Below are 23,047 nucleotides of genomic sequence, written 5' to 3'. Positions count from 1 at the left end.
CGGCTGGCTGCAATCAATGCATGGCGGCGGGGCTGGTGCAAGCCGTCGCAGACCGTGCCGCCCCTCGCGTCAGGACGCCCCCGCCTGCCAAGGCAAGGTCGCCTCATAGGCCGCGCCGGCCCTGAGCACGGCGAGGTCGCCGCGCGGGCGTCCGATCAGCTGCATGCCCATGGGACGGCCTTTGTCGTCGAAGCCGACCGGCACATTGAGCGCAGGACAGCCGCCGAGCGTGGCGAAGGCCGAAACCTGCATCCAGCGATGGTAGCTGTCCATCGTCCGCCCGGCGACCTCACTTGGCCAATGCGTGTCGACGTCGAAAGGAAACACCTGCGCAGTCGGCAGCGCGATGAGATCGAAGTGCTCGAACAGCGACAGCAGCGTCCGGTGCCAGGCGGTGCGGATGACCGAGGCCGCGCGGATTTGCGGCGCCGTCAGCCGCATGGCGTTCTCCACCTCCCAGACGGCTTCCGGCTTCAGCAGGGCGCGCTTGTGCGGGTCGTCATAATGGACTTTCAGCGCCGAGCCGCTGCTCGCCTGCCGCAGCGTCACGAAGGCTTGCCACAGTGCCTCGAAATCGAAATCCGGCAGCAAGGGCTCGGTCAGGAAGGATGCCTCCGCGAAGCGGCCGAGTGCGGCCTCGCACAGATCGAGGATGCCAGGCTCTACCGGCAGGTGACCGCCGAGATCACCGAGCCAGCCGACGCGGCCGCCGCTTGCCGGCGTTGCCAGCCCTTCGAGGAACGAGCCGGGTTTCTCCCAAGACAGCGGCGCGTGCGGGTGGTAGCCCGCCTGCACATCGAGCAGCAGCGCCATGTCGCTGATGCTGCGGCCCATCGGCCCGTCGATGCCCATCTGGGCATGAAAGACTTCGAGGTCCGGCCCACCGGGGACAAGGCCCTGCGACGGGCGGAAGCCAAAGACATTGTTCCACGCCGCCGGATTGCGGAGCGAGCCGCCGAAATCGCTGCCGTCGGCGACCGGGACCATGTCGAGCGCAAGGGCGACCGCTGCGCCGCCGCTCGAGCCGCCGGCGGTCAGCGCCGGATCGAACGCGTTCAGCGTCGGTCCGAAAACATTATTGTAGGTGTTGGATCCCAGCCCGAATTCGGGAACATTGGTCTTGCCGATGATGATGGCGCCGGCCTTGCGGATGCGCTCGACGAAGAAATCATCCTCCTGCGGCACGAAATCGGCGAAGATCGGCGAGCCGAAACTGGTCCTCAAGCCTCGCGTCATGGCAAGGTCCTTTATCGCCACCGGCAGGCCAAACAGCGAGCCGGCCGGCCCGCCTTGCGCTAGATGCGCGTCCGCCGCGTCGGCCTCGCGCAGGATGTCGGAGCGCTCGCGCAACGAGACGATGGCGTTGACCAGCGGGTTTACCGCGTCGATGCGGTCGAGGAATGCGGCGACCAACTCGCGCACGGACAGGCGGCGCAGCCGGATCGCCTCGGCCAGGTCGACAGCGGACATCTGGCAGATGTCGCCGGCGGGGGGCACGGCGTGCTTCGTTGCGGGGCGCAGGGCTGTCATCCGGCGTTGTTGCGCAGGGCGGTGTCGACATCCGCCGCTAGCGGGATGGCCGGCTGGGCGCCGGGCTTCAGGCAGGCGAGCGAGCCGGCGGCTGCGGCGCGAGTGAGAGCCTGCTCCAGCGGCAGGTTGGACGCCAGCCCGGCAGCGAGATAACCGCAAAAAGTATCGCCGGCCCCGACCGTGTCGACCGGCGTGATTTTCAGCGCCGGCACGGTCAGGAAATCCTCCGGGGTCGCCGCCAGCACGCCGTCGCCGCCGAGCGTGACGACGATGGTGCGGCCGGTTTTGCCGGCGAAGTCGCGCATGCGCGCCGGGCGGTCGCGGCCTTTCAGCGACAGCGCCTCGCCGTAAAGGTCGAATTCGGTTTCGTTGGCGACGGCGTAGTCGGCCTTGCCGAGCAACGCTGCCGCCTCGCTACGGAACGGCGCGGTGTTGAGCACGGTGACCGCGGCGGCGGCGCGTGCGGCGTCGAGCGCTGCATCGACAGTCTGCAACGGGATCTCGTGCTGCAGCAGGACGACGTCGCCCTTCGCAAGGAAAGCCTTGGCGAGATCGCCGGGCAGCACCGAATCATTGGCGCCCGGCACCACGGCGATGACATTCTCGCCATCGGCGCCGACGAGGATCAGCGCCGTGCCGGTGGAGGCGAAGCTCTGGCCGACGCCGGAGAGATCGACCTTGCCGGCCACGAGCAAAGCGAGGGCTTCGGTTGCGAAATTGTCCTTGCCGACGGCGCCGACCATGCGCACCTTGGCGCCGGCGCGCGCCGCAGCCAGCGCCTGGTTGGCGCCCTTGCCGCCGGGCGCGGTGGTGAAGCCGGAGCCGCGGACCGTCTCGCCCGGCGAAGGCAGGCGGTCGACATTGGCGATAAGGTCGAGGTTGATCGAGCCGACAACGATGATCAAGAAAGCCTCCTGCGGAATGCGCGGGAAGCTAACCTGTAAGCCGGCGGCTTGCCAGAGCGTGCGGATGTTTTGCGCCGGGAGCTCGCAAAAAGAAAAACACCGGCGAAGGGATTTCGCCGGTGTTGTTTGATGCGGGCAGCTTCAGGACGCGGTCTGGCCCGCTTCCCAACCGAGCATGGCGCGTTTGCGGGTCAGGCCCCAGTGGTAGCCGGTGAGTGCGCCGGACTTGCCCAGCGCCCGATGGCAAGGGACGACGAAGGACAATGGGTTGGCGCCGACCGCCGCCCCCACCGCCCGGCTGGCGTTTGGCGCGCCGATCCTGGAGGCGATCGAAGAATAAGTGCAGGCCTTGCCCATCGGGATCCTGAGCAGCGCGTCCCAGACGCGCAGCTGGAAGTCGGAGCCGATCATCACCACGCGCAGCGGCTGGTCGGCGCGCCACAATGTCGGATCGAAGATGCGCGCCGCATAGGGCTGGGTGGCGCTCATGTCCTCGACATAGGTGGCGTTCGGCCAGCGGCCCGACATGTCGGCGAAAGCCGCCCGCTCGCCGCCCGGATCGTTGAAGGCGAGCCCCGCAAGGCCACGGTCGGTGACCATGATCAGGGCGATGCCGAAGGGCGAGATGTGGTAGCCGTAGCGGATGGTCAGGCCAGCGCCGCGCGTCTTGTAGTCGCCCGGCGACATCGCTTCATGGGTGACGAACAAATCGTGCAGCCGGCCGGGGCCGGACATGCCGAGTTCGAACGATGTTTCGAGGAGCGGCATGCCGGAATCGAGCAGTTTGCGGGCATGGTCGAGGGTGACCGCCTGCAGGAAGGCTTTTGGCGACAGGCCGGCCCAGCGGGTGAACAGTTTTTGCAGGCCCGTGGGTGTCTCGCCGACATCGGCTGCCAGGGCTTCCAGCGAGGGCTGGTCGCGATAGTCGAGGCTGATCTTCTCGATGGCGCGGCGCACGACCTCGTAGTCGCTGCCCTCGGGGGTGATGTCGTGCTGCAGGATCGCTGTCGGTTTCATCTGCGTATTCATGGTCATCTGGGCGTTCATGGCAATATCTCCTTGACCGCGAATATCGGTCTTTCCGCCCCTTGCAACCACCCGAAACTTGCCTTGTTGCCGCCTGTTCCCAGATAAATACTGGATTGCGCCCCGGGAGATGCCAATGGCCGGCGAAAGGGTGAATCTGAGCGGAGCAAGGGAGACCTTGCTGATGACGCTTTATGGCAAGGCACTGGAAAGCCGGCTGCCGCATTCGCTGCTCGGGGACCGCTTCGCCGACGAGGCCGTGCGCAAGATCGACTATGATTTCTCGCACCTCAAGGTCGACACCAATCTCGGCATCGGATTGGCGATTCGAGCCAAGACCTACGACGTGCGAGTTCAAGACTTCATCGCCAGAAATCCCGGCGCTATCGTGCTGCATCTCGGCTGCGGGCTCGATACGCGCATTTTCCGTGTCGATCCACCCGAAGGCGTGGAGTGGTTCGATGTCGATTTTCCGGATGTCATCGCGCTCCGGCGCAAGCTTTACCCGTCCCGGGACCATTACCACCTCGTCGGCTCTTCGGTAACCGACCCGGACTGGCTGGCAGAAGTGCCGCGCAATCGTCCGGCCGTCGTGGTGATGGAGGGGTTGACGCCTTATCTCCCGGTAGAGGAGGGGCCACGGCTGCTGTCACGCCTTGTCGCGCATCTTGCCGGCGGCGAGCTGATGTTCGACGCCTACAGCCGCTTCGGCCTGAAGATGCTGCGCCTCAATCCGACCATCAGGGCGACGGGCGCCGAGGTTCACTGGGCGATCGACGACCCGCAGGTACTGGAGCGTGCCGTTCCGAAGCTGCGCTTTGTCGACGATATCTCGGCCTACAGCGCGGAACGCACAGCGCACATGAGCTGGTCCGCAAAACTGTTCATCGGGCTGTGGAGGCATATCCCAGCGCTGCGCAAGGTCGGCCGGATCTTGCGCTATCGGTTCTAACGCCGGCTCATCGTGTCTTGGCAGTTGCCAGGGCGCGCGAAAATGCAGTGGCAAAACTCTCGCGGGAGTCGGGGTCCAGGAATGACCCGATCGGCACATTCTTCCCCTGTGCTTCCACCACCATTTTGGTGATGCCGATCTCGGCATGGCGAGCGACGGAAAAGCGCGCCCAGAACGGGTTGAAGCGATGCGCTTCCGACTTTCCCGAGGGCGCCGTCTTGCGGATGTCGAGGCTGGTGCGCGACACCGACACTTCCTCGCGGGCACGGGCGGCACGATAGTTGGCGCGGAAGGCGACGTAGACGGCGATGACGTCGAGGCCGAAGAAGCCGAACACCGGCCAGGCGCCGCGCGACAGGAAAAACGCCCCGGTCACCACCCAGCCGAACAGCAGCGCGCCCATCAGCACGGCAAAGCCGGTGCGGCCCAGCGAGCGGTGCGGTGTCAGCAGCGCCTGGAAGAATGGCTCGTCGGCCTGAAACGAGGCGTTTGTGTCGCTCATCCCAGGATATTATAGGAAGGGGATGGCGAGCCCCAAGTCCAAAAACCTTTCCCAATCCAAAAGTGAACTGCCGCCCGGGCGGCGCGACGGCTCGAATGCCAAGCCGCGACCGCGGCCGGCCCGTTCGCTCTACAGCGCGGCCGAGGTGCATGAGATCTTCCGGCGGTTTTCGGTGCAGCGGCCCGAGCCGAAGGGCGAGCTCGAGCATGTCAACGCCTTCACGCTGCTGGTGGCCGTGGTGCTGTCGGCGCAGGCGACCGATGCCGGCGTCAACAAGGCGACGCGGGCGTTGTTCAAGGTCGCCGACACACCTGAAAAGATGCTGGCGCTGGGCGGAGCCAGGGTCGGCGAGTACATCCGCACCATCGGACTCTGGCGCAAAAAGGCCAAGAATGTCGTGGCGCTCTCGGAGGCGCTGATACGCGATTACGGCGGCGAGGTGCCCAGCGAGCGCGATGAGTTGGTCAAGCTGCCGGGGGTCGGGCGCAAGACCGCCAATGTCGTGCTCAACATGGCGTTCGGCCAGCACACGATGGCGGTCGACACCCATATTTTCCGCATCGGCAACCGCCTCGGCCTGGCGCCAGGCAAGACGCCCGAACAGGTCGAGCAAGGGCTGCTGCGGATCATCCCGGACGAGTATATTCGCCATGCGCATCACTGGCTGATCCTGCATGGCCGCTATGTCTGCAAGGCGCGCAAGCCCGATTGCCCGGCCTGCGTCATCGCCGATCTCTGCAAGGCCGAGGTGAAGACGACAGACGTGCCGGCGCCGCTCGTGGAAATCGCGGCGCCCGGCGTCCCGACAACTAGCTTTCCTCCACGAACACCTCTTCGCGCTTCTTCTTGACCGACGGCAGGAAGACGACGACGAGCACGGCAAGTGCGACGAGCAGCAGGCCGGCGCTGATCGGCCGCGTCACGAAGGTCGAGGGGTCGCCGCGCGACAGGATCATGGCGCGGCGCAGGTTTTCCTCGAGCAGCGGGCCGAGCACGAAGCCGAGCAGCAGGGGTGCGGGTTCGCAGCGCAGCTTGGTCAGGATGTAGCCGAGCAGGCCGAAGAATGCGACCGCGTAGAGATCGAAGGCGTTGGTGTTGACGCTGTAAACGCCGATCGAGCAGAACGCCATGATGATCGGGAAAAGCACATGATAGGGGATCGTCAGCAGCTTCACCCACAGCCCGATCAGCGGCAGGTTCAGCACGATCAGCATCAGATTGCCGATCCACATCGAGGCGATGATGCCCCAGAACAGCGCCGGCTGCTCGATCGCGACATTGGGGCCGGGCACGATGCCCTGGATGATCATGGCGCCGATCATCAGCGCCATGACCGGATTGGCCGGAATGCCCAGCGTCAGCATCGGAATGAAGGAGGTCTGGGCGCCGGCATTGTTGGCCGATTCCGGGCCGGCGACGCCGGCGATGGCGCCCTTGCCGAACTCCTCCGGGTGTTTCGACACACGCTTTTCGACCGTGTAGGAGGCAAAGGCCGCAAGCACCGCGCCGCCGCCGGGCAGGATGCCGAGCGCCGAACCGATGATCGTGCCGCGCACGATGGGCGCGGCCATCGCCTTGAAGTCGTCGCGGGTCGGCATCAGGCCGGAGACCTTTTTGATCATCACCGAGCGCTCGTGCTCGTTTTCGAGATTGCGCAGGATCTCGGCAACGCCGAAGACGCCGACCGCCACCGCGACGAAGTTCAGCCCGTCGGCATATTCGCGGATGCCGAGCGTGAAGCGCGGCGTGCCGGTGTAGATGTCGGTGCCGACAATGCCGAGCAGCAGGCCGAGCACGACCATCGCCAGCGCCTTGACGATCGAGCCGTGGGCGAGCGCGATGGACGAGACGAGGCCGACGATCATCAGCGAAAAATATTCGGCCGCGCCGAATTGCAGGGCTATTGCCGTCAGCGGCGGGGCAAAGACGGCGACGAGAAAGGTCGACACCGTGCCGGCGAAGAACGAGCCGATCGCGGCGATCGCCAGAGCCGCCCCGGCGCGACCGTTCCTGGCCATCTGGTAGCCGTCGATGGCGGTCACGGCCGAGGAGGATTCGCCGGGCATGTTGATGAGAATGGCGGTGGTCGAACCGCCATACTGGGCGCCGTAGTAGATGCCGGCCAGCATGATGAGGGACGAAACCGGGTCGCCGATCTGAAAGGTGATCGGCAGCAGCATGGCGATGGTTGCGGTGGCGCCGATGCCGGGCAGGACGCCGATCAGCGTGCCGAGCAGAACGCCGATGAGGCAAAAACCCAGATTGGCCGGCGTGGTGGCCGTCGAAAAGCCGAGTTCGAGGTTCCTGAGGAGGTCCATCTCAGCGCCTCACAATGCCAGCCATTGGGGCAACCAGGGGCCGAAGCGCTGGAATGGCAGCCCGAGCGCGTAGCTGAAGACCAGCACCGAAAACAGCGTCAGGCCGGCCGACAGCAGAAGTGCCGTCAGCGGCTTCATGCGGGCGCTGGCAAAAGAGGCGATCAGCGCCGTCAGGAAGATCGACGGGACGAAGCCGAGGCCGCGCACGGTCATGCCGAAAAAGATCGGCGCCGGCAGGATGAAGAGCATGCCGCGCCAGGCAATGGGGCCGATCGGCTCGCCCTCGACGCGCACCGCCTGGACGAGGATGATGGCGCCGAGCACGATCAGCACGATCGCAAGCACCAGCGGGAAATAGCCCGGTCCCATGCGGAAGGCGGTGCCGATTTCGAGGCCGAGCGATTGTATCGCGAAAAAGGCGCCGAAAAAGATGAACAGCGCGGCGCACAGGCCGTTTGTCCTGTCGATGGCGAAAGGTTTCATGGCGGTCCTCCCCTGACCTTGCGACGGGCTGCCGTTGCAAATGTGAAACGGATGTCAAAGCGAAAACGGGCGCCGGCAGCGCCCCGTTCAAGCCTCAGTCGGCGTATTGGCCGGCGGCTTCGATGATCGGCTTCCAGCGCGTGATCTCGCCTTCCAGCTTGGCCTTCAGCGCTGCCGGCGTCGCGTCGGACTCGGACGACGGCTTGGTGCCGAGTTCGGCAAAGCGGGCGATGACGTTGGGGTCCTTCAGCGCGACCTGGAGCGATTTCGACAGTCGGCCGGTGATCTCGGCCGGCGTGCCCTTCGGCGCATAGAGGCCGTGCCAGATGCCGACCTGCACCGCGGGCAGGCCGGCTTCGATGGTCGTCGGCACGTCCTTCAGCACGTCGAGGCGCTCCGGCGTGGTGACGGCATAGGCCTTGATCGTGCCGCCCTGGATCTGCTTGGTGGTGTTGGTGGTCTGGTCGCACATAATGTCGACCTGGCCTCCGAGAAGGTCGGTCATGGCCGGGCCGGTGCCCTTGTAGGGCACGGTGACCAGCGGCGTGCCGATGGCGCTCATGAACAGCATGCCGCACAGATGCGAGGCAGCGCCGATGCCGGCATTGGCGACGGTGATGGTGTCCTTGTTGGTCTTGGCGTATTCGACCAGCCCTTTCAGGTCGGCCGGCTCCAGATCCTTGCGGGCGACGATCGCCATCGGCACCTTGGTGACGAGGCCGATATACTCGAAGCCGTTCAGCGTGTCGTAGGCGAGTTTTCTGTAGAGGGTCGCGCTGGTCGCCATGCCGATGTGATGGAGGAGCAGCGTGTAGCCATCCGGGTCGGCGTTGGCGACGCGGCCGGCGCCCAGCGTGCCGCCGGCGCCGCCGACATTTTCGACGATGATCTGCTGGCCGAGATCCTTCGACATGGCTTCGGCGACGAGCCGCGTAACCGTGTCGGTCGGACCGCCGGCCGCAAACGGCACGACGACGGTGATGGTGCGCTCGGGATACGTCTGTGCGCTGGCGGTGAACGAATAAAGCGTGACGGCCGCGGCGGCGGCCAGGGCGGCTACAATTTTCCTCATCGTAATTCTCCTCCCAGGATATCAATCTCCGATCGCTGTGCAGGTCAGGCAGCAGGGTGCAACAAAGGCAAGCTAACAGATTGTCGCCTGACGCAAACTGCAAAATACAGTCGTGCGCAACCATGGCAATCAGGGGGAGTATGCCCGGCGAAGATGGGGTTTCGTGTTGGCGTTGCTTCAATAACCGTAGCCGCGCGCCATCGCCGCCGCGAAGACCGGGATCAGCAGGAAGATGAAGGCCTCGGCGCGCACATAGGTCTTCACCGAGGCGAGTTCCGCCGCCGGCACCTGGAAGCCGGGACTGGCGCTGGCTTGCCGGTTCCAGGAGATGAAGCGGATGGTCGGGATGATCGACAGCAGGCCAACGATGCCGAACGCCGCCATCTTGGCCCAGAACACCCAGTTGTAGACATAGAACTCCCAGCCCTTCAGGCCGTAGACGACGCGGCCGATGCCGACGATGATGATCGACATCGCGAGGATGCCGTAGTGGCGGTCGATGCCGGCAAGCCGCTTCAGCGTGGCGGCGGAGAGGTCGCCGCGGATCAGGACAAATTCGGCGCCAATGATGCCGGCCAGCGAGAACACCAGCAGATGATGGAAAATGGCAAGCACGAGATCGGTGGTGTCCATGGCGTTCTCCTCCCATTGGCGGTATCGAGACCGGCCCTTGCCGGACCGGTTGCGAAAGGTAGCATCGTTCGGCAGAATTCCCAGAGGCGGACCTGGGTTGGACCATCGGCGTCGCCATCCTGACAGCTGGGGTTTTCTGAAATGACCGGACTGAAGCGCGCCCTGAACCCGATGCCGGACGACATCCGCATCGCCCTGACCGAAAAAGGACTGACAGCGGCCTACGAGGCGCGGCCGGACTACCAGAAGAACGATTATCTCGGCTGGGTCGCCCGCGCCAAACGCAGCGACACCAGGCAGAAGCGGCTCGACCAGATGCTGGACGAATTGCGGCGCGGTGGGCTCTACATGAAGATGGTCTGGCACGGCTGAAAGTAAGCCGACGCTGTTCGCTTCGACCGCCTGGTCGCGCCAGGCCGTTCGGAAGCTTCCCTGGCTGAATGATGATCCGGCTTGGCCCTTGTCCGGGCGCGCTGGTTTGCTAAGCGCTGACCGTCAACGGAGGCAGAGTTTCATGGGCAGTCCAAAAACAGCCGGCGTCCCGGTTCTCGAAACGGAACGGACCATCATGCGGGCGCACCGGATCGAAGATTTCGACGACTATGCCGTCATGTGGGCCGACCCCGTCACCACCCGTTTCATCGGCGGCAAGCCGCGGACGCGGGAGGAAAGCTGGATGCGGTTCCTGCGGCATGCCGGCCTGTGGTCGCTGCTCGGCTACGGCTTCTGGGCGGTCGAGGACAAGGCCAGCGGTCGCTTCATCGGCGAGGCCGGATTCCACGATCTGAAGCGCGACATCGAGCCGTCGCTCGAGGGCATTCCGGAAGCCGGCTGGGCGCTGGCGCCCCAAGCACATGGCAAGGGTCTTGCCAGCGAAGTCGTCAGAAGGGCCCTGGCCTGGGGCGACGAAACCTTTGCCGGCGCGAGAACCGTCTGCATCATCGATCCGGAAAACACCGGCTCGTTGAACGTTGCGGCAAAGTGCGGCTACACCAAGGTCCTGGAAACGACCTATCACGACGGGCTGACGATCCTGCTCGAACGGCGGGTGTGAGGCGCTTCATCGACGCAATTTCCACGTTCTGCCAGGGTTGGCTATTCTAATCTAGCTACGCAATTCCTGTGGGAAAACCGCTCACACTTTTCCTGGAATTGCCCTTTGGGGGAGCCGACCATGCGTGCGATCAATGCGATATTTCTGAAGCTTTTCTGGGCGGGGCTGCTGCTCCTGGCGGCCGTGCAACTGGCGGGCGCCGATGCGACGGTACCGACCGCCGACATCGAGGGCGGTGCCGACAATCATCTGGCCAAGCGCTACGAGGGGTCGTTCATCGTCTCCTACGAAAAATTCGCCTATACCGATTTTACAGTGCCGCTGTCGCCGCTGAAGCCGAGCGCCGATCCGGATGCCCGTGACACGATGAACAACCGTGTGTTCGCGCCGGACAAGAAGGCTGAGGTCGAAGGCGCGCTGACCCGCATCGCCTATGTGCTGCCGGCCGAGCGCTCCCCGCTCGAAGTGCTGCGCAACTACCAGGATGTGATCGCGGCCGCCGGCGGCGAAGTCCTGTTCGAATGCAAGAAGGAAGAGTGCGGCGGCGCCGCCGACCGGTCGTCGAGCGGTGGCGGCGGCGACATGAGCCTGATGATGTATTTCTTCCATGAAAGCGACGTCAAGGACGCGGCCTTTTCCAATGGCGCCTGTGCGGTAACCACCGGTATCAACGACCAGCGCTTCTTCGCCGCCAAGCTGCCGCAGGACGGCGGCGACGCCTATGTCACGGTTCAGGCCTATTCGCTGATCGACGACCTCTACTGCAAGGAACTCAACGGCCGCACCATTGCCGTCGTTCAGGTGCTGGAGCCCAAGGCGCGCGACAAGAAGATGGTGGTGGTCGAAGCGGCCAAGAATGGCGGATTCGCTGTCGGCCACCGGCTCCATCTCGCTCTACGGCATCTTCTTCGACACCGACAAGGCCGACATCAAGCCGGAATCGGAACCGACGCTGAAGGAGATCTCGACGCTTCTGACCAACGAGCCCGGCATGGCGGTGATCGTCGTCGGTCATACCGACAACCAGGGCGCGTTCGACTACAATATCGATCTGTCGTCGCGGCGGGCGCAGTCGGTGAAGGCGGCGCTGGTCTCGAAATACGGCATCGATGGCGGCCGGCTGACCGCCGCCGGCGCCGGCATGATGGCGCCCGTCGCCAGCAATGACGACGAAGCCGGCCGCGCCAAGAACCGCCGCATGGTGCTGGTCAAGGCGAACTGAGGCCGATCACGGTTTCAGCGCCGGCTAGGCGCGCTGCCTGCTCCAGCATCGAGGCATCCTCGCCAAAGGCGCGGGTGGCGCGAGCGGCGGCCTCCAGCAGGTCCGGTGTCATGCGGCGCAGGAACGCCGTATCGACGCGTGTCGACGGGCCGGCCAGCGTCAAGGCGCCGAGCAGAACGCGGCCCGGTCCGAACACCGGCACCGAGACGCCCGCCGTCTCAGGGTCGCGATCGCCGATCGACAGATAGTGGCAGGCCTTGCGGATGGTCTCGTATGGTTCGCCCGGCTGGCCTGAAAACGCTGCCAGCACGCGGCCGCCCGAGCCGGTGAGCAACGGCAGCAGGTCGCCTTCCCGGATCGTGTAGCGGATAGGATGCTTGGATTCGACGCGGTAGAGACAGGTGCGGGCGTCGCCCGAGCGGACATAGAACGCCACGCTTTCCCAGCTGCGCTCGGCGAGATCGCGCATGATCGGCAGCAGGATGTCGACCGCCACCACGGAGCGCTGGTAGAGCGCGCCGAGCCGGAAGGTGGCGGGTCCGATGCGGTAGCGGCCATCGTCGAGCCGCTCCAGCAACTGCCCGCGCAGCAATGAGTTCGCCAGCCTCAAAATGGTGCTTTTGTAGAGCCCGGTGCGCGCCGCGATCTCGGCCAGGCTGAGCGAGCGGTCGGCGGTCGCGAACGCGTCGAGAATGGCGATCGCGCGGTCGAGCGCGGCAACGCCATCGGCCGGCAACGGCTGGGATCGCGCTTCGGTCATCTCACGAACAGTTTCATTCCAGTTTACCTGCTCGGACAAAGGCCGGCCGAAGCGATTGTGCCGCACATCCATGGTTCTGTCTAGTAGAACAGCGTTCCTGTTGACAGAACGTACCGAAATCGGCATGAATTTTTGCCGAGCGGGTCTGTTTTCAGGCTACGTTTCTGGCAGGCACCGGAGGAGGTGTCGTGATTTGGAGGAATCCCATGCTGAACAGACGCAGATTTTTGATGAGCACCGCGGCCGCAGGCGCTGCCGGATTCGTCGCAACGCATTTGACGCCCGCTTTCGCTCAGGATGCACCGCAGATCCAGATCTTCGTGCCGGCCGCGCCCGGCGGCGGCTGGGACCAGACGGGGCGCACCATCGACCAGGTGCTGCGCAGTGAAAAACTGATCTCCGGCTCGCAGATCACCAATGTCGGCGGCGCCGGCGGCACTGTCGGCCTGCCGCAGTTCATCAGCCAGTGGAAGGGCAAGGGCAATTCGCTGATGGTGGCCGGCATGGTCATGGTCGGCGCCATCATCGCCAACAAATCGGCCAACAACCTTTCCGAAGTGACGCCCATCGCCCGCCTCACCGGCGAGTTCGAGGCGCTGGTGGTGCCGGCGGATTCGCCGTTCAAGACGGCCGGCGATTTCGTCGCCGCGCTCAAAGCGGATCCGACCAAGGTTCCCGTGGCCGGCGGCTCGGCCGGCGGCTCCGACCACATCCTGTTCGGGCTGATCGCCAAGACGGTCGGCGTTCCGGCAACCAACCTCTCCTATGTGCCTTTCGCCGGCGGCGGCGAGGCGCTGTCGGCGCTGCTCGGCAACCAGGTGGCGGCCGGCATTTCCGGCTTCGGCGAGTTCTCCGAGCAGGTCAAGGCGGGCGCGCTTCGGCTGTTGGCGATCTCCGCCGACAAGCGCCAGGACGGCATCGACGCACCGACGATGAAGGAAGCCGGCATCGACGTCGAACTGTTCAACTGGCGCGGCGTCTTCGCACCGCCAGGCGTCTCCGACGCCGACAAGGCGGCGATGGTCACGATGATCGAGACCATGGCCAAGAGCGATGCCTGGGCAGCCGAGTGCAAGAACCGTAACTGGACGCCCATCCTGCTCACCGGCGACGATTATGCGAAATTCCTCGTCGACGACACCGCCCGCATCACCGCGATCCTCAAGGATCTCGGCCTCGCCTGATGTCTTCAGGGGCGGCCACGGCCGCCCCTCCGACATTCGCCTGCGGCATGGACATATCATGCGCTGGGAGTGAAACTGCGGATGCGGCCGGCGGGAGGATGCCGGCCATCTCGGGAGGACATCGATGAGCACCAGCGACCAGCAGCCGGCGCCCCCGCGCCTTGCCATGCCCGAATTGTTGATCGGCATCGGGCTTCTCGCCTGTGCTGCGGCCGTGGCGTGGCAGACCCTGGCGATCCCGGTTTCGCCGCTCTATTCCAAGGTCGGGCCGACCGTCTTTCCCTACATCACCATGACCGGCATGATCGTGCTTTCGCTGCTGCTCATCGTCGCCGCGCTGCGCGGCGGCTGGCAGCCGCAGGAGGAAAAGGAAACGCCGACCGACTGGAAGGCGATGGGCATCGTCGTTGCAGGCCTGGTCGCCAATCTGGTGCTGATCCAGCCGCTCGGCTTCACCGCCGCCTCGGTCATCATGTTCGTGCTCGTCTGTTATGGCTTCGGCAGCAAGCACACGCTGCGCGATGCGCTGACCGGCTTGATCCTGGCGCTTGCCGCCTATTTCGGCTTTGCCAGGGCGCTCGGCGTCAACATTGGCGCCGGCTTCATCGAAAACCAGCTGAATACGGTGGTCGACGCGATCATCGCCACGGTAAGGGGCTGACGCCATGGAGACGCTCGGCCATCTCGCCCACGGATTTTCCGTCGCTTTCTCGCCGATGAACCTGTTGTGGTGCCTGGTCGGCACCACGCTCGGCACCGCCATCGGCGTGCTGCCCGGCCTCGGGCCGGCGCTGACCATCGCGCTGCTGCTGCCGATCACCTACCAGGTGGCGCCGGAGGCGTCCTTCATCCTGTTTGCTGGCATCTATTACGGCGCCATGTATGGCGGCTCGACGACCTCGATCCTGCTCAACACGCCGGGCGAAAGCGCCACCATCGTCACCGCGCTGGAAGGCAACAGGATGGCCCGCTCGGGTCGCGGCGGCGCGGCACTGGCGACCTCGGCGATCGGCTCCTTCGTCGCCGGCACCATCGGCACGATGGGCGTCGCCTTCCTGGCGCCGGTGGTGGTGAAGTTCGCGCTGGCCTTTGGTCCGGCCGAATATTTCTCGCTGATGGTGCTCGCCTTCATCACGGTTTCGGCGGTGCTCGGCTCGTCCTCCGTGCGCGGCCTCACCAGCCTGTTCATCGGCTTCGTCATCGGCATGATCGGCGTCGACCTGCAGACGGGACAGCCGCGCTTCACCTTCGGCATGAACGAACTGCTCGATGGCGTCGATGTCATCATTGCCGCGGTCGGCCTGTTTGCCGTCGGCGAGACGCTCTACATGGCCTCGCGGCGCTATGCCGGCAAGGACGAGATCGTGCCGCTCAAGGGATCGCTCTACATGACAGCGGCCGAATGGGGACGATCGTGGAAGCCATGGCTGCGCGGCGCTTTTATCGGCTTCCCGATCGGCGCCATGCCTGCCGGCGGCGCCGAGATCCCGACCTTCCTGTCCTATGCCATCGAAAAGAAGCTGTCGAAGCACAAGGAGGAGTTCGGCACGGTCGGCGCCATCGAGGGCGTTGCCGGACCGGAAGCCGCCAACAATGCGTCTGCCGCCGGCGTGCTGGTGCCGATGCTCACCCTTGGCCTGCCGACCTCGGCGACTGCCGCAATCATGCTGTCGGCCTTCCAGAGCTACGGCATCAATCCGGGACCGCTGCTGTTGACGACGCAGGCCGATCTGGTCTGGGGCCTGATCGCCAGCCTGTTCATCGCCAACGTCATCCTGGTCGTCCTCAACCTGCCGCTGATCGGGCTGTGGGTACGGCTGTTGAAAATCCCTGCGCCGCAGCTCTATGCCGGCATCCTGGTGTTCGCGACCGTCGGCACCTACGGCATCTCGCAGTCGCCGATCGACCTCGTCATCCTCTATCTCCTGGGGGCCGCCGGCTTCCTGATGCGGCGCTTCGATTTCCCGACAGCGCCGGTCATCATCGGCATGATCCTGGGGCCGCTCGCCGAAACGCAGTTCCGCCGGGCGATGACGATCTCGAACGGCGACTGGTCGGTGTTCTACACACACAAGCTGTCGCTGGTGCTGCTGATCCTCGCCTTCATCGGGCTCGCCGGTCCGCATATCTGGGCCTTCATCGAGCATCGGCGCCGGCGCGGACCGGAGCATGTGCCGGGCGATGCCTGAGCGACCTGGAGCATCATGACCGATCTGCTTGCCGGCATCCGCATCCTCGACCTGACCAATGTGCTGGCGGGCCCTTATTGTGCCTATCAGCTGGCGCTGCTCGGCGCCGATGTCATCAAGGTCGAGACGCCGCAAGGCGGCGATCTGGCGCGCCAGCTCGGCGCCTCGCCGGCGCTCAACAAAGCCGGCATGGGCGCGTCGTTCCTGGCGCAGAATGCCGGCAAGCGATCGGTGGTGCTGGATCTCAAAAGCGAAGCCGACCGCGAACGCTTCCTCGATCTCGTCGCCTCGGCCGACGCGCTGGTCGAGAATTTTCGACCGGGCGTGATGGGGCGGCTGGGTCTCGGCTATGAGGTGCTGAAAGCGGTCCGCCCCGGTCTCGTCCATTGCGCCATATCCGGTTTCGGCCAGAGCGGGCCGATGCGCGACAATCCGGCCTACGACCAGATCATCCAGGGGCTGTCCGGTATCATGAGCATCACCGGCACGCCGGAGACAGCACCCTTGCGGGTCGGCTATCCCGTCGCCGACACGCTGGGCGGGCTGGTCGGGGCCTTCGCCATCGCCGCGGCGCTGGTCAAGCAGAAGACCTCGGGCGAGGGCGCGTTTCTCGATGTCTCGATGCTGGAATGCACGCTGTCGGCGCTGGGCTGGCCGGTGTCCAACTATCTGACCGCCGGTGTCGAGCCGCAGCCGATGGGCAATGAGAACATGACGGCTGCGCCCTCCGGCGCGTTTCGCACCGGCGACGGCCTGCTCAACATCGCCGCCAACAAGCAGGAGCAGTTCGTCACGCTTTGCCGGCTGATCGGCCAGCCGGAACTGGCCGACGATCCGCGCTTTGCCGAGCGCGAGACGCGCAAGCAGAACCGCGCCTCCTTGAAAGGGCTAATCGAGACAGCGCTTGCGAGCGCCTCGGCGGCTGCCTGGGAAGAAAAGTTCAACCGCGCCGGCGTTCCGGCGGGCCGGGTGCTGACGATCCCGCAGGTGCTTGGCGAGCGCCAGGTGGTCGAGCGCGACATGACCGCGCGTTTCCAGGGTCTGCCCGGCATGGCGCAGCCGCTGACCGTGGTGCGCGGCGGCTTCATGGTCGATGGCGCGGCACCCTTGCCGGTCCTGCCGCCGCCTGTGCTGGGCGAGCATATGGACGAGGTTTTTTCCACCCTGCCGCCGCGCGCCAGGAGAAGCGCGTGAGCGAGAGAAAAACCGGCCGCGAACGCGGCGAGGAATGGTGGCAGACCGGCATCATCGAGATGAGCCCCGGCATCATCCGGCTGCGCGGCTATGAAATCCAGGAGCTGATCGGCCGCGTCAGCTTTCCGGCCACGATCTGGCTGATGCTGCGCGGCGAATTGCCGAGCGAGGAGCAGGCGGCGCTGCTCGGCATTGCGCTGGGGGCGGCCGTCGACCACGGGCCGCAGGCGCCGTCGATCGCCATTGCCCGCATGGCCATCACCTGCGGCGTCGGCATCAACAGCGCCATGGCGTCCGCCGTCAACGTGCTGGGTGACGTGCATGGCGGCGCCGGCGAACAGGCGCTGTCCTTCTATGGCGACATTGCCGTGGCACTTGACCAAGGTGTTGCGCTGGACCAAGCCGTAGCCGCACGGCTCGACCGTTTCTTCGCCGAGGAGAAAGGCTATGTGCCGGGATTTGGCCATCGCTTCCACCCGGTCGATCCGCGCGCGCCGCGCCTGATCGCAGTGACGCGCGAGTTTGCCGCGCGCGGCGTCGTCAGCGGACGCTTTGCCGACATCGCCGAGGCCGTCGAATCAGAGGTGGCACGGCGCAAGGGGAAGAAAATACCGCTCAACATCGACGGCGCCACCGCCGTCATCTATGGCGAGCTCGGCTTTCCGCCGCCGTTGACGCGCGGCCTGTTCGTGCTCTCGCGCTCGGTGGGCATCCTGGCGCATGCATGGGAACAGTCGCAGCAAAGCGAGCGCAACAAAGGGCCGCTGCCGCGCGAATGGCTGTGGGCCTATACGGGCACGCCGCTGCGGCCATTTCCCGCTGAGGGGGATGAGGGTCCCGCTGAAGGGGACGAGGGCAAGTGAGGTTGGTCAGGCCGGGTCCGGCACTGCCGGCTGAGGCGGCGCCAGGTTGGCCATCAGCGTCGAGAGATCCGGCTCATCGATGAGCAACGCCGCGTCCTGCGGCTTGAGCCATGCCCGCTGGCGGCTCTTGGCCTCCTGCCAGTTGGCCAGTTCCTCGGACACCTCCAACAGATAGACGACGACGTCGACGCGCACGAAATTGTGCTCCAGCCGTTTCCAATAGGAATAGCTGCCGGCCGGCGCCTTGCGGGTCTTGCCGAGCACGCCGGCTTCTTCGCGCGCCTCGATGGTGGCGGCCTTGCGCCCGCTCTTGCCTTTCATGGGCCAGCCCTTGGGCACGATGAACCGCTTCGTCGCTCGCGACGTCACCAGCATCACTTCGAAATTGCCTGAAACGTCCAGGCGAAAGGGAATGGCGGCGACCTGGCGAATGCGTTCGCCTCGCCTTGCCTTGCGTACCGCCTTTTTCTTGGTCGTCGCCATGTGCTGAAAATCCGGTCGGCGGGCGCACCGCCGCACGCCGCCTGCAAACCCCTGATATGCCCGCGAGGCAATGAGGCATTTTTAGTAAATAAGTCGACTAAGTAAATCGCAAGCGACCGATATCAACGGCAAACACGCACAATCTGGTTGTTGACGATCTGAATCGGACAAGCTTGCCGGACGACGGGCACTTCGGGGCGCGGCTGCGGCACGATCCGACGGTCCTGCTCGCGATATTGCTGCTGCTGTTGCTGGAACTGCTGCCGCTGCAGGCTGTTGCGCAATTGCTGCAGCTGGTTCTGCTGGATCAGCCGGTTGGCGCTGGGATTGACGGACTGAGCCGCAGCAGATTGCATGATGCCGGCGAGCGTTGCCGCCGCCAGCATTGCCGACATGAGAACTGTCGATAGGCGAAGCGTCGACATCAGTTCATTCCCGTACAGATATAACCTCCTCTCTATATAGGGCGTTCGTCTCGATCTGCCATGGGCCGGTCTGCCATTGGCCGATCTGCCACGGGTTGGCGAAATCCCTGAGGATGCGGCCTGCCGCACTTGACAGAAAAGATCGATTGACCGCTCTATCGGGCGCGGATCTCGGGCTCAATCGCGGCTGACTCGAGGCACAATCGGGAGCATATTGATGAAAAGCAGGCAAGTATATTTCGCGGCGCTACTGGGCAGCATCTGTATTCTTGGCCCGGTGGCAGTCGCGGCGCAAACCAAGACCGACAAGGCGGCGCCTGCCGCCGCAGCGCCCGCCCCTGCTGCCGGCCCGACATTGCCTGGCGGCGCCTCGGCGCTGTCCGAGACACATGGCGACTGGACGGTCAATTGCCAGGTAACCGGCACGGCCAAGGTTTGCAGCCTGTCGCATCAGCAGTTCAACAAGCAGTCCAACCAGCGCCTGCTGGCGATCGAGCTGTCGAGCAAGAGCGGCGACGATGCCGCCGGAACGCTGGCGCTGCCGTTCGGCCTGGCGCTCGCCAAAGGCGTCAGCCTGACCATCGACGACCAGAAGCTGGAAGGCAGCCTGCCGTTCAACACCTGCCAGGCCGTCGGCTGCCTGGTGCCGGTGGCGTTCGATGCCAGCGTCACGCCGCTGCTCAAGGCAGCCACCACGCTGAAGATCGACGCCTTCGCGGCCGACACCGGTCAAGCGGTGAGTTTCACCATCCCGCTCAACGGCTTCGGCGGCGCACTGGCACGGACCGCGGAACTCTCGGCGGACTGAGCGGAAAACGTCCGGTCACTCAACCTCGCGCAGCCGGTACCCAACGCCGGTCTCGGTGGTGATGTAGCGCGGCTGGTCGGGCGACTTTTCGATCTTCTGCCGGAGCTGGCGGACATAGACCCTGAGATACTGCACGTCGGTCGAATCGCCCCACACCTGCTTCAGCAGGAAATGGTGGGTCAGCACCTTGCCGGCATGCTGCACCATAATGCGCAATATGTCGTACTCCTTGGGGGAGAGCTTTATCTCCTTGCCTTCGACCTTGACGATGCGCTTGACCAGGTCGACGCTGAGATCTCCGGTGTGGAACACCGGCTTTTCGCCCTGCTGCTGGAATTTGTGGCGCAGCGCGACGCGGATGCGGGCGACAAGCTCGTTCATGCCGAACGGCTTGGTGATGTAGTCGTCAGCGCCGAGTTCGAGCGCCGCGACGATGCCGGCTTCGTCGGTGCGGCTGGACAGGATGACCACGGGCACGTCGAGGCCGTCGTCGCGCCATTTCCGCAGGAGATCGAGGCCACCCATGCCGGGCAGGCCGAGGTCGAGCAGGATCAGATCCGGCTTTTGTGCATCGACGAGTTCGATCGCAGCCTTGGCGTTGGGCGCTTCGCTGACCGCATAGCCCTGGCTGCCGAGGCCGACGCGCAGCAGTTTGCGGATCGGCGGCTCGTCATCGACGACCAGTATGCTGACATTGGAATTTGTCATGCCGGATCACCAGATGCTTGCTCGTCCACACCTGATACGTCCGTATCGGACGATTGTACCAACCTCGGCATGCGGATTGTGAAGACTGCGCCCGGGCGATCGCTGCGGTTCGCCGCCATGATCGTGCCGCCCATCGCCTCGATGAAGCCCCGGCAGATCGACAGGCCGAGCCCGGTGCCGGCCTGGACCTGATCGCGCTTGCGCACCCGGTAAAAGCTGTCGAAGACGCGCTCCAGGTCGGCGGGCGGAATGCCCGGTCCCTCATCCATGATCTGCAGCGCGACGGAGCCATTGTCGGCCCAGCCCTGCAGCCGGATTGTCGATCCCTGTGGCGCGTATTTCGCGGCATTGTCGAGCAGATTGAACAGCATTTGTTCGAACAGCACGGGATCAAGCTTCAGCATCGGCAGGTCGGCCGGAATATCAACCTCGGTCTTGTGCCCGGCAGTGATCTTGCGTGCCCGCTGCAAGGCCGAGCCAACGACATCGCCGACATAGTGCAGGGCGAAATTCGGTTCCATGGCGCCCGATTCAATCTTGGTCATGTCGAGCAGATTGGCGATGAAGCGGTTCAGCCGTTCGGACTCGTCGAGCACGGTGGTCAGCAGCTCGGCCCGATCGTCCTCGGGCAGTGCCGGCGCAAATTCCCTGAGCGTGCCGGCCGCGCCCATGATTGCCGCCAGCGGCGTCTTCAGATCATGCGAGATCGACGTCAGCAGTGCCGAGCGCAAGCGGTCGGCCTCGGCCGCCAGCCTGGCGCGGTCGACATCGGCGACCAGCTGGATGCGCTCGATGGCAACCGCCGCCTGGTCGGCCAGCGCGTCGAGCAGGCGCTGTTGCTCGGGCGTCAAGAGCGGCCCCTGCTTGTCATTGTCGAGGCCGACGACGCCGATGGCGGTACGGCCGGTCCGCAAGGGCAGGTAGAGCCGTTTTGCCCCGGGCAGGGTATCGGCGCCACGGCCGGCAGCCCGGTTGTGTTCCCAAGCCCAGCGTGCAGCCGCGATGTCGGCCTCGGCCAGCGTGTCATCGGGGGGATAACCGGCCTTGACGGTGATCGTGCCTTCTTCCGGCAAAAGCAGCACCACGCGCAGCTTCAGCATCGAGGCGATCTGGAAGGCTGTGGCCCACAAAACGTCGTCGAGCGTGCCGGCGCCGGCGAGCTTCTTTGAAAAGAGGTAGATGTCCTCGGTGGCCCGGGCGCGTGAACGGGCGGCGGCTGCCTGACGCTGCACACGCGCCGTCAGATTGCTGGCGATGACGGCAACGACGAGGAAGACNAAGACGGCGAAGGCAACGATGCTCTCCGGATCGCGGATCGTCATCGTGTAGCGCGGCTCGAGAAAGAAGAAGTTGAAGGCAATGGCGCTGAGGAAACAGGCGTACAGCGCCGGCCACAGGCCAAAGGTCACTGCCGATGTCAGCACCGCCAGCAGCAGCACGCTGGCAAGGTTGCGAACGTCGAGGAACTGATCGAGGATGGCGCTGACGGCAAGCGCGCCGGCGACATAGACGGTCGAGAAAAGATAAGGCCAGATTTGAAATGGCGTCTGCTCGGCCGCCGCCTTGACCCTCGACGTGGCCTCGTTGTCGCGCTCCGTTCCTGAAATGACATGGACGCTGATATCGCCGGCATTGCGGATCAGATCGTAGGTGAGCGAACCCTCGATCAGTTCGCGCCAGCGCGAGCGGGTCGGCCTGCCGACGACGATATGGGTGAAGTTGTTGGCCGTGGCGTGGCGGACGATGTCCTGGGCGACGTTCTGGCCCGGAATGGTCGTCACCTCGGCGCCGAGCTGCTCGGCCAGGCGCAAGAGCGTGGCCAGCTGGTCCTTGTGTTCCTCCGACATGGCGGCCGAACGCGGCGTGTCGACATGCAGCGCCGTCCACGGTGCGCGCAGCCGGTCGGCCAGCCGGCGCGCATAGCGGACACGAGACGCTCCGCCCGGACGCGCATCGACGCAGACGAGCACCCTTTCGCCCGCCGCCCAAGGGCCGGGAATCGCGTGCGACTGCATGTGGTTGAGCAACTGCTCGTCGACGCGCTGGGCGGTACGGCGCAGCGCCAATTCCCGAAGCGCGGTCAGATTGCCCGGCGAGAAATAGTTTTCGACTGCGCGCTGGGCAGTGTTGGGGAAATAGACCTTTCCCTCTTTCAGCCGCTTGATCAGGTCGTCGGGCGTGAGGTCGATGATCTCGATGTCGTCGGCCTGGTCGATGATGGAGTCCGGGACCGTTTCGCGCACCCTGACGCGGGTGATCTGTGCCACGACGTCATTCAGGCTCTCGACATGCTGGATGTTGAGCGTGGTGTAGACATCGATGCCGCGCGTCAGGATTTCCTGGACGTCGAGATAGCGCTTGGGGTGGCGGCTGCCTGGCGCATTGGTGTGGGCGAGTTCGTCGACGAGCACCAGCGCCGGCCGGCGGGCGAGAATGGCATCGATGTCCATCTCGTCCAGCACGCGGCCTCTGTAGTCGACCTTCTGGCGCGGGATCACCTCGTAGCCTTCGACCAGCGCCAGTGTTTCCTTGCGGCCGTGGGTCTCCACGACGCCGACCACTACGTCGACGCCGTCAGCCAGCCTGGCGCGGCCGGCCATCAGCATTTCATAGGTCTTGCCGACGCCGGGGGCAGCGCCGAGAAATATCCGCAGACGGCCGCGCTCTTCCCGTTCCGCATGCTCGAGCAGCGCGTCCGGAGAGGGTCTGGTATCGTTGCTTCTGGCGTCCGGCATC

At 65.1% G+C, this 23,047-nt stretch carries 25 protein-coding genes; 11 read left to right on the top strand and 14 right to left on the bottom strand.

Going from position 1 to position 23,047, the window contains the following annotated elements; all coding sequences use genetic code 11:
* Positions 1 to 69: 69 nt before the first annotated feature.
* From X756_RS162230 to X756_RS162240, 3 genes are all read right to left on the bottom strand, one after another.
* Positions 70 to 1,530, bottom strand: a complete 1,461-nt coding sequence (locus tag X756_RS162230) for an amidase (protein ID WP_031237750.1) — start codon at positions 1,528 to 1,530, stop codon at positions 70 to 72.
* Positions 1,527 to 2,435, bottom strand: a complete 909-nt coding sequence (locus X756_RS162235) for a ribokinase (RefSeq protein WP_023714115.1) — start codon at positions 2,433 to 2,435, stop codon at positions 1,527 to 1,529. The genes X756_RS162230 and X756_RS162235 overlap by 4 nt, the downstream gene beginning before the upstream one ends.
* A gap of 141 nt (positions 2,436 to 2,576) precedes the next feature.
* A complete protein-coding gene (locus tag X756_RS162240) occupies positions 2,577 to 3,482 on the bottom strand; it encodes a methylated-DNA--[protein]-cysteine S-methyltransferase (protein ID WP_027049741.1) in 906 nt (301 codons plus the stop codon).
* 115 nt (positions 3,483 to 3,597) lie between these two features.
* Between X756_RS162240 and X756_RS162245 the strand changes: the two genes are divergently transcribed.
* Positions 3,598 to 4,413, top strand: coding sequence for a class I SAM-dependent methyltransferase (locus X756_RS162245; protein WP_023728523.1), 816 nt, complete (start codon positions 3,598 to 3,600; stop codon positions 4,411 to 4,413).
* A 7-nt stretch (positions 4,414 to 4,420) separates the two neighbouring features.
* On the opposite strand, the gene X756_RS162250 is transcribed toward X756_RS162245, so the two are convergent.
* Entirely contained in the window at positions 4,421 to 4,915 is a 495-nt protein-coding gene (locus X756_RS162250; protein ID WP_023728522.1) for a DUF2244 domain-containing protein, read from the bottom strand.
* Between the two features lie 22 nt (positions 4,916 to 4,937).
* Here X756_RS162250 and nth point away from each other — a divergent pair, with 22 nt between their 5' ends.
* Positions 4,938 to 5,765, top strand: coding sequence for an endonuclease III (gene nth, locus X756_RS162255; RefSeq protein ID WP_023728521.1), 828 nt, complete (start codon positions 4,938 to 4,940; stop codon positions 5,763 to 5,765).
* Here the strand turns inward: nth and X756_RS162260 are convergent.
* The 4 genes from X756_RS162260 to X756_RS162275 all read right to left on the bottom strand — a co-directional run bounded on the left by X756_RS162260 (position 5,725) and on the right by X756_RS162275 (position 9,421).
* Positions 5,725 to 7,233, bottom strand: coding sequence for a tripartite tricarboxylate transporter permease (locus X756_RS162260; protein ID WP_023728520.1), 1,509 nt, complete (start codon positions 7,231 to 7,233; stop codon positions 5,725 to 5,727). The two genes, nth and X756_RS162260, sit on opposite strands and share 41 nt — an antisense overlap.
* A gap of 9 nt (positions 7,234 to 7,242) precedes the next feature.
* Positions 7,243 to 7,716, bottom strand: coding sequence for a tripartite tricarboxylate transporter TctB family protein (locus tag X756_RS162265; RefSeq protein ID WP_023686558.1), 474 nt, complete (start codon positions 7,714 to 7,716; stop codon positions 7,243 to 7,245).
* A gap of 94 nt (positions 7,717 to 7,810) precedes the next feature.
* Positions 7,811 to 8,788, bottom strand: a complete 978-nt coding sequence (locus X756_RS162270; protein WP_023728519.1) for a tripartite tricarboxylate transporter substrate-binding protein — start codon at positions 8,786 to 8,788, stop codon at positions 7,811 to 7,813.
* A gap of 177 nt (positions 8,789 to 8,965) precedes the next feature.
* The gene (locus X756_RS162275; RefSeq protein WP_023700090.1) at positions 8,966 to 9,421 is read right to left on the bottom strand and encodes a DUF2214 family protein; all 456 of its coding nucleotides are present in this window, start codon (positions 9,419 to 9,421) and stop codon (positions 8,966 to 8,968) included.
* A 141-nt stretch (positions 9,422 to 9,562) separates the two neighbouring features.
* Between X756_RS162275 and X756_RS162280 the strand changes: the two genes are divergently transcribed.
* Together X756_RS162280 and X756_RS162285 are read left to right on the top strand one after the other, a co-directional pair.
* Entirely contained in the window at positions 9,563 to 9,793 is a 231-nt protein-coding gene (locus tag X756_RS162280) for a YdeI/OmpD-associated family protein (RefSeq protein WP_023683083.1), read from the top strand.
* Positions 9,794 to 9,935: 142 nt separating this feature from the next.
* Positions 9,936 to 10,475, top strand: coding sequence for a GNAT family N-acetyltransferase (locus X756_RS162285; RefSeq protein WP_023686555.1), 540 nt, complete (start codon positions 9,936 to 9,938; stop codon positions 10,473 to 10,475).
* Between the two features lie 81 nt (positions 10,476 to 10,556).
* Here X756_RS162285 and X756_RS1000000169675 read toward each other — a convergent pair whose 3' ends face one another.
* Positions 10,557 to 11,354, bottom strand: a complete 798-nt coding sequence (locus X756_RS1000000169675; protein WP_245264436.1) for a hypothetical protein — start codon at positions 11,352 to 11,354, stop codon at positions 10,557 to 10,559.
* On the opposite strand from X756_RS1000000169675, the gene X756_RS1000000169670 reads away from it, so the two are divergent.
* Positions 11,332 to 11,697: an OmpA family protein gene (locus tag X756_RS1000000169670; RefSeq protein ID WP_245264435.1), complete on the top strand. Its 366-nt coding sequence runs from the start codon at positions 11,332 to 11,334 to the stop codon at positions 11,695 to 11,697. The genes X756_RS1000000169675 and X756_RS1000000169670 overlap by 23 nt on opposite strands.
* Here the strand turns inward: X756_RS1000000169670 and X756_RS162290 are convergent.
* Positions 11,684 to 12,457 carry an IclR family transcriptional regulator gene (locus X756_RS162290; RefSeq protein ID WP_023683085.1) on the bottom strand — a complete coding sequence of 258 codons (774 nt, stop codon included), beginning with the start codon at positions 12,455 to 12,457 and terminating at the stop codon, positions 11,684 to 11,686. The genes X756_RS1000000169670 and X756_RS162290 overlap by 14 nt on opposite strands.
* Positions 12,458 to 12,663: 206 nt before the next feature.
* Between X756_RS162290 and X756_RS162295 the strand changes: the two genes are divergently transcribed.
* The 5 genes from X756_RS162295 (at position 12,664) to X756_RS0133465 (ending at position 17,887) form a co-directional block, all read left to right on the top strand.
* The gene (locus tag X756_RS162295) at positions 12,664 to 13,641 is read left to right on the top strand and encodes a tripartite tricarboxylate transporter substrate-binding protein (protein ID WP_023691946.1); all 978 of its coding nucleotides are present in this window, start codon (positions 12,664 to 12,666) and stop codon (positions 13,639 to 13,641) included.
* A gap of 124 nt (positions 13,642 to 13,765) precedes the next feature.
* Positions 13,766 to 14,302 carry a tripartite tricarboxylate transporter TctB family protein gene (locus tag X756_RS162300; RefSeq protein WP_023728518.1) on the top strand — a complete coding sequence of 179 codons (537 nt, stop codon included), beginning with the start codon at positions 13,766 to 13,768 and terminating at the stop codon, positions 14,300 to 14,302.
* A gap of 4 nt (positions 14,303 to 14,306) precedes the next feature.
* Positions 14,307 to 15,830, top strand: coding sequence for a tripartite tricarboxylate transporter permease (locus tag X756_RS162305; RefSeq protein ID WP_023686551.1), 1,524 nt, complete (start codon positions 14,307 to 14,309; stop codon positions 15,828 to 15,830).
* Positions 15,831 to 15,845: 15 nt separating this feature from the next.
* A complete protein-coding gene (locus tag X756_RS0133470) occupies positions 15,846 to 17,024 on the top strand; it encodes a CoA transferase (protein ID WP_031237746.1) in 1,179 nt (392 codons plus the stop codon).
* Complete coding sequence (locus X756_RS0133465; RefSeq protein ID WP_031196006.1) at positions 17,021 to 17,887, top strand: citryl-CoA lyase; 867 nt, start codon at positions 17,021 to 17,023, stop codon at positions 17,885 to 17,887. The genes X756_RS0133470 and X756_RS0133465 overlap by 4 nt, the downstream gene beginning before the upstream one ends.
* A gap of 6 nt (positions 17,888 to 17,893) precedes the next feature.
* Here the strand turns inward: X756_RS0133465 and X756_RS162310 are convergent, their stop codons facing one another.
* Both X756_RS162310 and X756_RS162315 read right to left on the bottom strand, forming a co-directional pair.
* On the bottom strand, positions 17,894 to 18,370 hold the full coding sequence (locus X756_RS162310) for an NUDIX hydrolase (protein WP_023669717.1): 477 nt from the start codon (positions 18,368 to 18,370) through the stop codon (positions 17,894 to 17,896).
* Between the two features lie 122 nt (positions 18,371 to 18,492).
* Entirely contained in the window at positions 18,493 to 18,795 is a 303-nt protein-coding gene (locus X756_RS162315; RefSeq protein ID WP_023683090.1) for a hypothetical protein, read from the bottom strand.
* A gap of 217 nt (positions 18,796 to 19,012) precedes the next feature.
* Here X756_RS162315 and X756_RS162320 point away from each other — a divergent pair, with 217 nt between their 5' ends.
* A complete protein-coding gene (locus X756_RS162320; protein ID WP_023691943.1) occupies positions 19,013 to 19,603 on the top strand; it encodes an invasion associated locus B family protein in 591 nt (196 codons plus the stop codon).
* A gap of 15 nt (positions 19,604 to 19,618) precedes the next feature.
* Here X756_RS162320 and X756_RS162325 read toward each other — a convergent pair whose 3' ends face one another.
* Positions 19,619 to 20,311 carry a response regulator transcription factor gene (locus X756_RS162325; protein ID WP_023691942.1) on the bottom strand — a complete coding sequence of 231 codons (693 nt, stop codon included), beginning with the start codon at positions 20,309 to 20,311 and terminating at the stop codon, positions 19,619 to 19,621.
* Positions 20,308 to 23,046: a sensor histidine kinase KdpD gene (locus X756_RS162330; protein ID WP_023728516.1), complete on the bottom strand. Its 2,739-nt coding sequence runs from the start codon at positions 23,044 to 23,046 to the stop codon at positions 20,308 to 20,310. The genes X756_RS162325 and X756_RS162330 overlap by 4 nt, the downstream gene beginning before the upstream one ends.
* Between the last annotated feature and the right edge of the window lies 1 nt (position 23,047).

Source organism: Mesorhizobium sp. LNJC405B00, assembly GCF_000502615.1.
In the GTDB taxonomy this organism is placed as follows: Bacteria; Pseudomonadota; Alphaproteobacteria; order Rhizobiales; family Rhizobiaceae; genus Mesorhizobium.
This window is presented reverse-complemented; position numbering and strand designations above follow the sequence as displayed.

Bases quoted from the DNA above. Each gene is read 5' to 3' on its own strand.
- X756_RS162230 (WP_031237750.1), bottom strand. From the start codon at position 1,530: ATGACAGCCCTGCGCCCCGCAACGAAGCACGCCGTGCCCCCCGCCGGC.
- X756_RS162240 (WP_027049741.1), bottom strand. From the start codon at position 3,482: ATGAACGCCCAGATGACCATGAATACGCAGATGAAACCGACAGCGATC.
- X756_RS162245 (WP_023728523.1), top strand. From the start codon at position 3,598: ATGGCCGGCGAAAGGGTGAATCTGAGCGGAGCAAGGGAGACCTTGCTG.
- X756_RS162250 (WP_023728522.1), bottom strand. From the start codon at position 4,915: ATGAGCGACACAAACGCCTCGTTTCAGGCCGACGAGCCATTCTTCCAG.
- nth (WP_023728521.1), top strand. From the start codon at position 4,938: ATGGCGAGCCCCAAGTCCAAAAACCTTTCCCAATCCAAAAGTGAACTG.
- X756_RS162260 (WP_023728520.1), bottom strand. From the start codon at position 7,233: ATGGACCTCCTCAGGAACCTCGAACTCGGCTTTTCGACGGCCACCACG.
- X756_RS162265 (WP_023686558.1), bottom strand. From the start codon at position 7,716: ATGAAACCTTTCGCCATCGACAGGACAAACGGCCTGTGCGCCGCGCTG.
- X756_RS162270 (WP_023728519.1), bottom strand. From the start codon at position 8,788: ATGAGGAAAATTGTAGCCGCCCTGGCCGCCGCCGCGGCCGTCACGCTT.
- X756_RS162275 (WP_023700090.1), bottom strand. From the start codon at position 9,421: ATGGACACCACCGATCTCGTGCTTGCCATTTTCCATCATCTGCTGGTG.
- X756_RS162280 (WP_023683083.1), top strand. From the start codon at position 9,563: ATGACCGGACTGAAGCGCGCCCTGAACCCGATGCCGGACGACATCCGC.
- X756_RS162285 (WP_023686555.1), top strand. From the start codon at position 9,936: ATGGGCAGTCCAAAAACAGCCGGCGTCCCGGTTCTCGAAACGGAACGG.
- X756_RS1000000169670 (WP_245264435.1), top strand. From the start codon at position 11,332: ATGGCGGATTCGCTGTCGGCCACCGGCTCCATCTCGCTCTACGGCATC.
- X756_RS162290 (WP_023683085.1), bottom strand. From the start codon at position 12,457: ATGACCGAAGCGCGATCCCAGCCGTTGCCGGCCGATGGCGTTGCCGCG.
- X756_RS162295 (WP_023691946.1), top strand. From the start codon at position 12,664: ATGCTGAACAGACGCAGATTTTTGATGAGCACCGCGGCCGCAGGCGCT.
- X756_RS162300 (WP_023728518.1), top strand. From the start codon at position 13,766: ATGAGCACCAGCGACCAGCAGCCGGCGCCCCCGCGCCTTGCCATGCCC.
- X756_RS162305 (WP_023686551.1), top strand. From the start codon at position 14,307: ATGGAGACGCTCGGCCATCTCGCCCACGGATTTTCCGTCGCTTTCTCG.
- X756_RS0133470 (WP_031237746.1), top strand. From the start codon at position 15,846: ATGACCGATCTGCTTGCCGGCATCCGCATCCTCGACCTGACCAATGTG.
- X756_RS162310 (WP_023669717.1), bottom strand. From the start codon at position 18,370: ATGGCGACGACCAAGAAAAAGGCGGTACGCAAGGCAAGGCGAGGCGAA.
- X756_RS162315 (WP_023683090.1), bottom strand. From the start codon at position 18,795: ATGTCGACGCTTCGCCTATCGACAGTTCTCATGTCGGCAATGCTGGCG.
- X756_RS162320 (WP_023691943.1), top strand. From the start codon at position 19,013: ATGAAAAGCAGGCAAGTATATTTCGCGGCGCTACTGGGCAGCATCTGT.
- X756_RS162325 (WP_023691942.1), bottom strand. From the start codon at position 20,311: ATGACAAATTCCAATGTCAGCATACTGGTCGTCGATGACGAGCCGCCG.